Origin of the sequence: Marinobacter sp., from assembly GCF_039977835.1 — a bacterium.
Taxonomy (GTDB): Bacteria; Pseudomonadota; Gammaproteobacteria; order Pseudomonadales; family Oleiphilaceae; genus Marinobacter.
This window is the reverse complement of sequence record NZ_JBDWCL010000005.1, coordinates 1-11,473: the sequence shown is the minus strand read 5'-3', so window position 1 is coordinate 11,473 and position 11,473 is coordinate 1. Positions and strand designations below refer to the sequence as shown.

At 52.1% G+C, this 11,473-nt stretch carries 12 protein-coding genes and 2 pseudogenes; 3 read left to right on the top strand and 11 right to left on the bottom strand.

Going from position 1 to position 11,473, the window contains the following annotated elements; translation table 11 throughout:
* Nucleotides 1–488: pseudogene (locus ABJM11_RS02270) on the bottom strand (hypothetical protein); the annotation flags it as partial.
* Nucleotides 489–596: 108 nt separating this feature from the next.
* Here ABJM11_RS02270 and ABJM11_RS02265 point away from each other — a divergent pair.
* Nucleotides 597–1,235, top strand: a pseudogene (locus tag ABJM11_RS02265) (transposase); the annotation flags it as partial.
* An 18-nt stretch (nt 1,236–1,253) separates the two neighbouring features.
* Here the strand turns inward: ABJM11_RS02265 and ABJM11_RS02260 are convergent.
* From ABJM11_RS02260 to ABJM11_RS02250, 3 genes are all read right to left on the bottom strand, one after another.
* Nucleotides 1,254–1,739, bottom strand: a complete 486-nt coding sequence (locus ABJM11_RS02260) for a tripartite tricarboxylate transporter TctB family protein (protein ID WP_348296988.1) — start codon at nt 1,737–1,739, stop codon at nt 1,254–1,256.
* Nucleotides 1,740–1,746: 7 nt separating this feature from the next.
* Nucleotides 1,747–3,228, bottom strand: a complete 1,482-nt coding sequence (locus tag ABJM11_RS02255; RefSeq protein ID WP_348296987.1) for a tripartite tricarboxylate transporter permease — start codon at nt 3,226–3,228, stop codon at nt 1,747–1,749.
* Nucleotides 3,229–3,381: 153 nt separating this feature from the next.
* On the bottom strand, nt 3,382–4,374 hold the full coding sequence (locus ABJM11_RS02250) for a tripartite tricarboxylate transporter substrate binding protein (protein WP_348296986.1): 993 nt from the start codon (nt 4,372–4,374) through the stop codon (nt 3,382–3,384).
* 327 nt (nt 4,375–4,701) lie between these two features.
* Here ABJM11_RS02250 and ABJM11_RS02245 point away from each other — a divergent pair, with 327 nt between their 5' ends.
* Together ABJM11_RS02245 and ABJM11_RS02240 are read left to right on the top strand one after the other, a co-directional pair.
* Nucleotides 4,702–5,265, top strand: coding sequence for a cupin domain-containing protein (locus ABJM11_RS02245; RefSeq protein ID WP_348296985.1), 564 nt, complete (start codon nt 4,702–4,704; stop codon nt 5,263–5,265).
* Nucleotides 5,266–5,312: 47 nt separating this feature from the next.
* Nucleotides 5,313–5,912, top strand: coding sequence for a cupin domain-containing protein (locus ABJM11_RS02240; protein ID WP_348296984.1), 600 nt, complete (start codon nt 5,313–5,315; stop codon nt 5,910–5,912).
* Between the two features lie 58 nt (nt 5,913–5,970).
* On the opposite strand, the gene ABJM11_RS02235 is transcribed toward ABJM11_RS02240, so the two are convergent.
* From ABJM11_RS02235 to ABJM11_RS02220, 7 genes are all read right to left on the bottom strand, one after another.
* Nucleotides 5,971–6,666 carry an isochorismatase family protein gene (locus tag ABJM11_RS02235; protein WP_348296983.1) on the bottom strand — a complete coding sequence of 232 codons (696 nt, stop codon included), beginning with the start codon at nt 6,664–6,666 and terminating at the stop codon, nt 5,971–5,973.
* A gap of 94 nt (nt 6,667–6,760) precedes the next feature.
* Entirely contained in the window at nt 6,761–6,949 is a 189-nt protein-coding gene (locus ABJM11_RS22450) for an STAS domain-containing protein (protein ID WP_407069950.1), read from the bottom strand.
* Nucleotides 6,936–7,220: a SulP family inorganic anion transporter gene (locus tag ABJM11_RS22445; protein ID WP_407069949.1), complete on the bottom strand. Its 285-nt coding sequence runs from the start codon at nt 7,218–7,220 to the stop codon at nt 6,936–6,938. Before ABJM11_RS22445 ends, ABJM11_RS22450 begins: the two co-directional genes overlap by 14 nt.
* A gap of 53 nt (nt 7,221–7,273) precedes the next feature.
* Nucleotides 7,274–7,480 carry a SulP family inorganic anion transporter gene (locus tag ABJM11_RS22440; protein WP_407069948.1) on the bottom strand — a complete coding sequence of 69 codons (207 nt, stop codon included), beginning with the start codon at nt 7,478–7,480 and terminating at the stop codon, nt 7,274–7,276.
* Between the two features lie 99 nt (nt 7,481–7,579).
* Complete coding sequence (locus ABJM11_RS02230; protein WP_348296982.1) at nt 7,580–8,572, bottom strand: tripartite tricarboxylate transporter substrate binding protein; 993 nt, start codon at nt 8,570–8,572, stop codon at nt 7,580–7,582.
* A 70-nt stretch (nt 8,573–8,642) separates the two neighbouring features.
* Nucleotides 8,643–9,746 (bottom strand): ornithine cyclodeaminase family protein, encoded by a 1,104-nt coding sequence (locus ABJM11_RS02225; RefSeq protein ID WP_348296981.1) that lies wholly within the window; start codon nt 9,744–9,746, stop codon nt 8,643–8,645.
* A 125-nt stretch (nt 9,747–9,871) separates the two neighbouring features.
* Nucleotides 9,872–10,936: a putative sulfate exporter family transporter gene (locus ABJM11_RS02220; protein WP_348296980.1), complete on the bottom strand. Its 1,065-nt coding sequence runs from the start codon at nt 10,934–10,936 to the stop codon at nt 9,872–9,874.
* Between the last annotated feature and the right edge of the window lie 537 nt (nt 10,937–11,473).

Here is an 11,473-nt window from a genome sequence, read left to right as displayed (position 1 = left end):
CCCGGCCTGAGCGTTGTAACACTGCTCAAAGACGCCGCCGGAGACGGGCATGATGCGCGATTATTCATTGGTCAAATTCAACTGACCGATATCCCGAGGGCCGGGCTGGAGTGGTTTAGACACCCGGCCCCGGGCTTTTTTCCGGCGCCCCTCTGGGCCTGCCGCTTAACCTATTTTTGCTGGTATTGGGCCTGCTCCTGTTCGAGGCGTTCTTGCGCTCGCGCCTCAATAACCCGCTTGGCGTCAGCCAGCGCTTCCAGCCGGGCTTCACGCCGGGCAATTTCTGCGGGATAGACAACACTTTGTGTTTACTGGCGTTCCCTTCACCTTGGTGCCATCCAGAGCGATCCGCCCCAGCTTCACCGGATTCATTTCCCGCGCCCCGCATATTGCCGGATGAGCTCAGACAGATCGAGTTGATCAACCACTTCAACAACAAACCGGGTCAGGTGATCTTCGGGCAACCAATCCTGAATGGAAGGGAAAATTAGGTACCCCGATCAGCAAGTACAAAATATCCCGTCATTGATGCCCGGTTGTGGCCCGTGAGATTTGATTATCTCATGTCGATAATGCCTGGCTAAGTCCGGCAGGCTGCTAGAGCCGTCGAAACGGAACTGGAAAGCTTGTTGAGCCAATACAGGGATGTCAAGACACCGGAGGGTCGCCAAGCAGCGGTGCGTAATGGACACCTTCCCAAACGCACCGTCCAGACGGGGTGAGTGACGTAGAGGTCCAGGTGCCCAAGGTCCGGGATCGCAGCAGTTCGGGCATCCTGTTCAACGGTCATCTGCTGCCGTCGTATCTAAAAACCGGCTAAAAGCATGGGGAAGCTGATTCCCCGCTCTACCTACGCGGGATCCTCTCAAGTGACTCCCACCAGGCCTTAAGTGCTTTGATCGGCGAGCAGGCCAAAGGGTTGCCGACAAACACGGTGTCCTGGCTCAAGGCGCAATGGTTTGATGAGCACAAGGACTGGCAACGCCGGGACCTAAGCCAGACTCGCTATGTCTACTGGCGGGCCGACGGCGTATATAGCAACGTCGGCCTCGATGACCGGCTTTGCCTGCTGGCCATCATCGGTGTTACCGAGCATGGCCACAAGGAGCTAATTGCTGTTGAGGATGGCCACCGGGAGTCCGAAGCCAGTTGACGAAAACTGCTGGTCGACCTGAAAGAAAAAGGCCTGGAACCCTCACTCACCCAAGCTGGCCGTTGGTGACGGATGCACTGGGCTTCTGCCGCGCAGACTTCTAGTATTCCATCACCGGCGATGTAAAGTAATACACATCCATGGCAAGCACGAACACCACGTAAATAAAACCGGTGAAAATGACCGGATAGGCGATAGACATCAACCAAGTCCGTTTAGCCATAAATTTCAGGTACACAAACAAGGCGACCGCAACTCCGACGATCACACCCAAGGTATATATCAGCCCGAGCAAGAACAGCATCCACAGCATCATACTGTAGAGCCCCCTGAGGCTGGACTCTTCTCCTTCAGCCGTCCCGTCCATAGTGTTTACCCCGGAAAAGAGCAAACTTTTGAACTTGTTCTCCACCGCTGGGAAGATGTCAGCAATAAATAAGATGATACTGCCGACCAACAGAGGATAACCAATCATATTTGGTAACAGAGCCGCACGTTCCCGAAAATCAGAGGCTTCGAACAGCAGCAGCAGTGCGAAAAGGCACAGCATCAGCGAAAATATCGCTTTTTCATTGATTCGGAACATCAACTTTCTACCCTAACTTTCTGATGAACGAGGTTTGACGAATCCATGGCCAAGCCAGTGACAGCAACGTGAGCACAAACAGCGTCAATGAAATGCCACGGTTGAAAAAAGCCACCGGGCTGCCAAAAGCAGATATTGTCTGATGATAAGACTGCTCCACCAGGCCGCCCAGCACTAACGCGATAATCAGCGCAATACGAGAGAAACCAAATCGCTTCATACAGATGCCCACTACGCCAAACACGAAGGCAACCCAAACATCCAGGTAGGACCCGGACACGGCATATGCTCCCACGAAGGCAATTGCAACGATACCCGGCGCCATTAGCGTGCCCGGTACCCGGGTGAAGATGGCGAGACGGGGGCCAGCCATGAGAGACACTGGCAGTGCAATGATTTTACTGAGAATTGCGGCGGCAATGATGAAATAAGTCATGTCCAGGGAAGTAGTCATCATTTCAGGACCCGGAGCCATGCCATGCATAATCAGCCCGCCGATCAACACCGCCATCGCCGCACTACCGGGGATACCAAATGCCAGTGTGGGCAGCATTGCACCACCTTCTTTGGAATCATTAGCGGCTTCTGGGGCGAGTACACCCTCAATGGCGCCCTTGCCAAATTTTTCCGGTGTTTTGGAGGTCTGCACTGCGGAGCCATAGGCAATAAATTGCGCCACCGCGCCACCTACGCCTGGAATCATACCCAGGAATATTCCCATGCCCGCACTGCGCAGGAACAGCATCTTATGCCGAAAGAAAACGCGGAAACCCTCCATGATCCCCTTAATCTTAGGGTCGTAATGACCAGAAATAGACGCTTTCTGATAAAATAACTGAAACGCTTCTGTAAGTGCGAACAGGCCGATAATGACCGGGACCAGGTTTAATCCATCCCACAGCTCAAAACTGCCAAAGGTGAAACGCGGCGAACCCATGATGGGGTCAGTCCCAATAAAAGCCAGCATGAACCCAAGTAACGCTGATACCAAACCCTTGAACATGTTGCCTTGGGTAACCACAGCAATTACGGTCAGCCCGAACACCGCCAACATAAAGAAATCAGGATAGGTAAACGCAAGAATCAATTGCCGTGCAGCCGGCAGTATCATCCACAACACGACAAACCCCAGGATCCCGCCCAGCGCAGACGCAAGAACCGCCACTGTAATGGCCTGTCCGGCCTTACCCTGTTTTGCCAACGGATAACCATCAAAGGTAGTTGCCGCCGCACTGGCATCACCCGGGGTGTTCAACAGAATAGCCGTAATCCCCCCGCCGTAAGTAACAGTGCCATAGGCAGAAATTAACAATACGATGGCTGCTTCCGGGCTGAGGCTAAACGTTAATGGAATCAGAAGAGCCAGGGCAACACTTCCCCCCAGCCCGGGAATAATGCCCACCAGCAAACCAAGCACGACCGCCAGAACCATGATCAGCATCAACTGATAATCCGACAGAATGGCGTAAAAAACTTCAAATATACCCAAGCGTCACCCTTCCTATACGAAAGACCATTCATTAATTTGCCACCCAACGGCGACCGCATTCACTCCGTCAGAGCCGTATACGCAAGCGAGTCTTTTCCGCTACCTACAAAAAGACCGGCAAGTCGGAACTCCCCGGCCCGTGTAAGACTTGCTTTATTTGCTCAGAAGACTGGAAATCACATCGGCGTAATCAGTGAAACCTGATACTGAACTTCTGACGATTTCCGCAGTGGCGTCACCGTCGGCGTATTGGGCAGAAACACCCATGCGATCCAGTTGCTCCTGAAAGTCCGGGTCTTCAACCGCGAGGCGAATCGCCTCTTCCAGAATGGCCCGAACGTTCGGATCCATACCGCCGGGTGCACCAATGACCCGATTACTGTTAAAACCCTGGTCCAGAGCCTCGGGGAAACCGACTTCTGACGGTATCGGAGCATCCGGGTAGTCGGGGTGACGCTGAGCATCGTAGTACATCAGAATGCGAGTATCACCATTGCGAACATAGGTAACCTGACTGTCCATGGACCCCCAGATCGCGTCCGCGTCACCGCGCACAACCGACAATACTGCCTCACTGGTACCGTCATGATTGATCGGCGTCCAGTCCATACCCATTTCATCCAGCGTCACCGCCGCAGTAATGGTGGAACTGGCGGTCATGCCCTGAGTCGATATGCGCACACTGTCACGTGCCATGAAGTCCTCAACGGTGCGAATGTCGGAATCGGCACGCACGGACATAATGGTTGGATCCAGCGAGAGACGGCCCAGCCAAGTCATCTGAGTCAAGTCAAATGGCACGTCTTCAGCGGCCTGTGCGGCAGCCAGACCACCCAGATTCACAATCCCGATGGTGTAACCATCAGGTTGTTGCCTGTACAGGTAGTTTTGCGCCACCACGCTGCCAGCACCCGGCATGTGGCGTACCCGAACATTCACATCATTAGGCAAATGTTCCTCAATGTACGGTGCTACCGCCTGCGCCCAGTTACTGTAACCACCGCCGGGGTTGTAACCGACGATGAACTCAATGTCGCGCTCAGGAAAGTTGCTCTGAGCCAACGCAGTGGTCGCCATGCCAGCAGTCATAGCCGCTACCAAGATACCCGAACCTATTGCCGCCAATCGTCGCTTTGAGATGCTCACTTTAGTCTCCGTCCCATTCTTATCGTGTCAGGATCACGGTGTTACTTTATATGGAACGCCGTGCCGATTTATATTTCCATAGGGATCTTACGACTGTCAAACAGAGAAGGCGCAATTATTCGTGGTATCGATAGGAAGACGCCCCCGTTCATCCGGCGAGCAAGTTGAGCCACACTTGACTCCGAAGAAGCGCAATGACAAACTTAGAGAACAGCGTTCCGTATGAAGAAACGGAAGTCACAATCGGGTCCTGTACAGACAGGTGTGCACGATTTGGCGGAACCCACTGAACTATTAATAAGTAACGCATTTTCAAAGGAGCTCAGAATGGGAGCCGACTCAAAACACAGCACTAAACTTGAAGATCATTACCACAGCCAGAAAAATCGCATTTTTGTTCGCGGTATCGAGGGCGAGTACAACCTGACCGAAGAACTAAAACGGCTGCGCGCCCAACCACGGGTGCGCAAGGGTAAAGATATCAAGTTCGTTGACGGTCCCCAGGCCTTCAGCAAGCACTACGTTGAACCGAAGGACGGCATAACTCAGACGTTCCATTTACATCTGGAAGAATATGCACCCGGAGCGGTTTCCCAAAAGCATGGCCACGTGAATGAAGCTGCCTTTTATATCCTGGATGGTAAAGGCTTCGAAATACACGATGAAATCCGCTATGACTGGGAAGCTGGTGATGTAGCAATCGTGCATAACAACTGCGTTCACCAGCACTGCAATGCCGACAAACACAAGCCGGCCCGTGCCTTGGTTATTAAGACCAAACCCATGTACCTGTTCATGAACATGTTGTTTCAGAAGACAGTCATTCCCCGCCCCACCGAACCAACTCCGGAGGGCGCTGGCTTCAAACCGCGTGAAGAAGGCGATAAGTAAACCACGTTGACCTGCACTGAAACACACAACGTACTGGAGAGTTTGATATGGCATGGGATGAAGCAAAAGTCTGGACTAGGGGCAATATAAGCCAACCGCTGTACCAACACCTGTTGGACAATGCGACTGAGCAGCCTGAGCGTGACGCCAAGCGCAAGAAAATTGTAAAGCCCGAGGAGATGCCCTGGGAGATGTCCCGTCAGGGCCTGCTAAAGCATCTTATCAACGAAGAAATGAACACCCGAATGGAAACGGTCGACGTGTACATGCAATTTATCCCGCCGGGCAGCAAATCAGGCAAGCATAGGCATTTGGCAGAGGAATGTCTTTACGTCGTTGAGGGTGAAGGGTATGACCTGCACCAGGACTGTGATGTAGAGATTACGGACGAGTATTTCTGGAAGCCACAGGACGAAGTGCAGAAATTCGAATGGGAAGCCGGAGACATTATCTACGTACCGCCCAACACCATTCACCAGCATTTCAACGCCAATCCTGACAAACCTGTGCGCCTGATCTCGGCAATTAACCGAATCTACAAATATTGCGGACTGAATGATCTGGAGCAAATCGAAGATGCACCGGAATATGATCCGAACGTAACATTAAATGCAGAGGTAATTGCTCAATACATGAAAGCCAAATAGCTGTTTCGATTCAAATAACACGAGGCTGTCGTGGCCTCGTGGTCAGTAAAGAATAAAGTCAATTTGCCGCGATGCCTGCGATGATTTCAGTGGAATCCATTACATCCGCATATTTGTGGTGCAGGTCGAAAAGGTTGCATTGATGAGAAATGTAATTTCGGTCAAAGACACACTGTTCGGCAATCACGGTATGGAACCCATAGGAATATGAGTCCAAGACTGTCGCGCGTACACAGCCGCTCGTGCTTTCACCGCAGACAATCAATGTTTCTATCTGGAGTTTCTGCAAATAAGTGACCAACGGGGTTCCGAAAAAGCAGCTCGCTCGCTCTTTGAACACCATGAGGTCCTTGTCTGCAGGCGCCAATGCCGAATGAATCTCATAAGAATGCCTTTCATCAGTACCCTTACGCTTGCGTTGGGTTGCATTGACATTGATCACACTGTCCGAATTGCGGTTGTCTTTGGTGCTGTAGATGATGGGTAATCCGGCTTTTCTTGCAGCCTCCAACAGTGCTTTTGTATGCGGTAAAGCATTCCATGCGTATTCCCCGCAGGTACTTGGGTATTTGTCCACCAACTCGGAAACCGGTTTGTTGCCGCCCTCATAGCACATATTATAAAGATCGATCATCAACACAGCGCATCGACCTCGCAATTCGGTTTCCCGTTTATAGGGCTCGTAAATGCGATAGATTTCTTCGCTGTACAAACCTTTCCAGCAATGTTCTTCAAAATGTTCTTTACGAGCCATTTCCGATGTCCTCATTGATTGAATCGTTAAAGGGTCGCCGCTTAAACATCCGCCCCCAGATTGATATATTCAACCGGGCAGATCAGCAAGAATCTCAATAGTTTTCGCACGCATCAGTCGCGAAAATATTTTCATCTTTGATCAGTTTGGCCAGACCTGTTCTTGATAGCGCCTCTCTCAACGTGAGTTTGGGACATGACAAGTAGAGCATGATCCCTTTCGCATCCAGATAAGACCAGATATCTTTCAGAGTATCCAGGCCAGTAAAGTCAACCCGGTTCAGTGATTATTCGCGGCATGGCTTGGTGATAAAGACAGACAAGTAAGGAGACAGCGATTCCCGTCAATATTCCCCAGTAAAGGTTCGGCACCGTGAGAAGCGTCACCGTCAAGGTAACGAGGGCTACAAGTCCATTTTCTCGATTTTCCCGGCACAATCTGGTGAGCGACCGGACATCGATCAGCCGGACGACCAGTACAATAATTATAGCGGCGAGAATCGCGGTCGGCAGATGGTATAAAAGCTGTTTGAAGCCAAACAGGGATAACAGCACTATTAACGACGCTATGAGGTTGGCTCGAGCCGTTTCCGCACCACTGCAGGCATTCAGCGCTCGCTGTACGGGAAAAAGAACCACTGACGGGAAAGGCACCGCTCACTCACGCCGCTGACTATTTTTGCCAGACCCTGGCCTATTAATTCCTGATTCCTGTTCCACGGCTCTCCAGTCCTGCGAGCCATTACACGACAACTCGACATCGCTTCGGTAAAGCTGATCAGTGCAATGACAGCAGCTGGCAAGAGAATATCCATGCGTTGATCGACTGAAGAGCCATATACGCAATCCAGTCTTTTCCGCTACCTACAAAAAGACCGGCAAGTCGGAACTCCCCGGCCCGTGTAAGACTTGCTTTATTCGCTCAGAAGACTGGAAATCACATCGGCGTAATCAGTGTAGCCTGATACTGAACTTCTGACGATTTTCGCAGTGGCATCACCGTCGGCGTATTGGGTAGATACCTCCATGCGATCCAGTTGCTTCTGAAAGTCCGGATCTTCCACTGCAAGGCGAATCGCCTCTTCCAGAATGGCCCGAACGTCCGGATCCATACCACCGGGGGCACCAATGACCCGATTACTGTTAAAACCCTCGTTCAGGGCCTCGGGGAAACCGACTTCTGACGGTATCGGAGCATCCGGGTAGTCGGGGTTACGCTGCCCGTCGTAGTACATCAGGATGCGAATATCACCGTTGTGAACATAGGTAGCCAGACTGTCCATAGCCCCCCAAATCGCGTCCGCGTCACCACGCACAACCGACAATACGGCTTCACTGGTGCCGTCATGATTGATCGGCTTCCAGTCCATACCCATTTCATCCAACGTCACAGCCGCACTAATGGTGGAACTGGCGGTCATGCCCTTAGTCGATATGCGCACGCTGTCACGTGCCATGAAGTCCTCAACGGTGTGAATGTCAGAATCGGCACGCACAGTCATAATATTTGAGTCCAGCGAGAGACGGCCCAACCACGTCATTTCGGTCAGATCAAACGCCACATCCTGAGTTGCTTGAGCGGGAGCCAGACCACCCAGGTTCACGATCCCGATGGTGTAACCATCAGGTTGTTGCCTGTACAGGTAATTTGTCGCCACCACACTGCCAGCACCCGGCATGTGACGTACCCGAACATTCACATCGTTAGGCAAATGTTCCTCAATGTACGGTGCTACCGCCTGCGCCCAGGTACTGTAGCCCCCGCCGGGGTTGTAACCGACGATAAACTCAATGTCGCGCTCAGGAAAGTTGCTCTGAGCCAACGCGGTCGTCGCCGTGCCAACAGTCATAGCGGCTGCCAAAACACCAGAACCTATTGCCATCAATCTTTGTTTCGAAATGTTCATTAGAATCTCCGTCTCATTGTTGTTGTGTTAAAGCTACGGTGTTATTTACAAAAACATCACAGTTGCTGACTCAGTTACGAATATCCTGAGTGAACCACTCGGTGGGTAGTTTGTGCCCCAGCCCCCGTTTTTTTACTTCTTCATAAACCCTGCCCGCCACTGCCCAGAACTGCTGGCCTTGCAAGTTACCACGTTCTGAATAGGTGATCTGGTCGGCCGACGTGCGGGCCGTACCACCATTTTCCAAAGCCTGCGCCAGCGTAACCATGCGGTCCGGAATCACCGCGCCATGGCCGCGTTTACCATGCATACGCAACTTAGGTGCCGTGAGGTGTTGCGGTTCAGCGGAATAGGTAAGGTATTCGTCTTGCAGTGCCATTTCAGGCAGACCCCAGGGCGCAGTCGCGTTTCCGAACCTGAGATAAACATCGATTCGATCCATTACATCATGTGAAGGAATATTGCCCCCACCCACGTTAATGATGTGCTGGCCCTTTTGAATCAGCCGGGAATCCAGTACCGGCACTGCGCTATCGGTCAACGCAGCAACGATGTCGGCCCCCTGATAGATTTCTTCCGGCGCATTGCAAGCCACGGCTTCGATGCCGTACAAGTCGTGCATTTCAGCTGCAAATTGCTCGCGGTTGGCCTTGGTTGGACTATACACCTGAATGCGCTTGATGTTGGGCCTTGCTTGCATGTAGGCGGCCAAATGGCTGCGCGCCTGACCACCCGCGCCCAACATGCCAACTACCTCTGCGTCTTCTCGGGCGGCATATTTGACGCCTAGCCCACCATCAGCACCGACCCGGGACTGCTGAATGACCCCGTCGTTGAGTATGGCCAGGGGTTCACCGTTGTTGACACTCATCAGGAGAATCAGCCCACAGAATGTTCCGGGTTCTATGCAGAACTTTTCCTCGGTCACAGCACCGTTATATTCTTGTTGATATAAAATGTCGGACTTCATTCGAATGGCAAAGTAGCCGGACACCGAGCCACCTTCCATGCTACCCCAGCAATACAGCTTCTGTGGGTCTTGAGTGGGTATTCGAATATCAATGCGCGGTCGGCATACGGCTTCTTTGGCCACATGTTCACTGTACGCCTGTTCCAGGGCATCCATAGTCATCTCCATGGTCAACACCTGTTTTACATCGTCATTATTAATCATTAGCATCGTTTTTTTCCTTTCAGTTCGGTCTCATTTTTTGTTTTTTAATGGCCAACACTGACCAAGTCATAACGGTAGCCCGGGCGCCCAGTACAGATAAGGTATCGGGCGAACCCCACATCGGGCTAACTCGTCAACTGTGCGAAAACCCAAGTGGCAATATAGCCGCCGATGATCAGGTAAAGAGCCAAAACAAAAGCCAGGATCAGCGGACGCTGACCCGCCGCTTTGACGCCTGACCATCGTGTGGTGAAACCAATGGATACCATGGCCAATGTAAGCAGTAGCGTTCCGGTGGTCGCCATAACCGTCACCAGTACTGCGGGTAACACCCCTGAGGAATGCACCAGAATGGCCAGCAGAAACAATATCGCAAACCACGGCACTCGGCCCCGCAGCACTGAATGCCCGGAGACCGGCCCCGGTGCCTTCGGTCGAAAGGCAAGCGCCACCCACAACATGAAGGGCACCAGCATTAGCACCCGCAGCATCTTGGTAATCATGGCAGAGTTTGCCGCATCGGTACTGATCATTTCACCTGCGACCACGACCTGCGCCACCTCGTGTATGGTGGCGCCAACAAACACTCCGTAAATGGCGTCATTCATAGCGAACAAGCCATGCAGCAAGGGGTAGATAAACATCGCCAGAGTCCCGAACAGTACAACCGTCGCGACCGCCACAGAGGTATCGCGGGCGGATGCCCCTGAAACTTGACTTGTGGCCATCACCGCTGCTGCACCGCAGATAGAACTGCCCGCTCCAATCAGTAATACTTGATCGCGCGACATCTTCAATACGCGCAGACCTAGCCAGAACACAAGACACATCGTTGTGATCAACATAAAGGCAGCAGTCAGCAACCCATTCCAGCCCACCAGTACAAAATCCTGCACTGTAATCTGAAAGCCCATCAATACAATGCCGCTGCGCAGCGCTTGCGACTTTCCCACGGCCAAAGCCTGCTGCACCGATTGCCGGGTCGGCTCTGACCAACTATCCAGCCGAGTGCCAAGCAGGTTACCAATGATCAAGCCAAACAGAATTGCCCAGGTCAAGGCACCTGGATTCCAAGTCGGCAGGCCGGGCAAAGCTGCAACCGCGACCGCTAAAAGCGCCAAGACTATGAGCAGTACCATCGCAAGGCAAAAGCTCATGGGCGGAAATTTTTGACGGGAAGCAATATGCATTTCTAACCTTAACTTATTTCTATTTGTTATATCGTTGCGCGGAACCTTTTAGAATACCAATCCAAATTTATGATATTGCAAATACAAATTTTCGATTAAGTGATTAATTAGTGGGCCTTAAAAACCGAACCCAGCGAATCAAACAAGCCCTGTGTTACAGTGAGTTATGGCGATTTCTGGTGCATGGTAAGCAGGCTGAAGGGAGGGGGGCGTAACCTGTTGGTTGGTTGATCACCGCCAAGGTCACAACCAACACAGGATGGATACGCCATGTTCAGGTCTAACCTGCATGCTCTTTCACAACCAGAGACAGCCACCGACGACCCGCTACACGATTTGAATCGTCAGGGTGTCCGAGACTTAATTTCTAGCAGCCTGTTGGACTTGCGTCTGACGGGCGTTGTTTACAGTTGCCCTGTTCACTTGGCTCCAAGAGCACCTAAGGTGCACCATTGAAAGCCTGAATGCGGCGGCAAAAATCTCTCACAGCGCCATTTTCAGCACGCTCATCCGCTTTACGTTCCAGGCCAGCGTGGC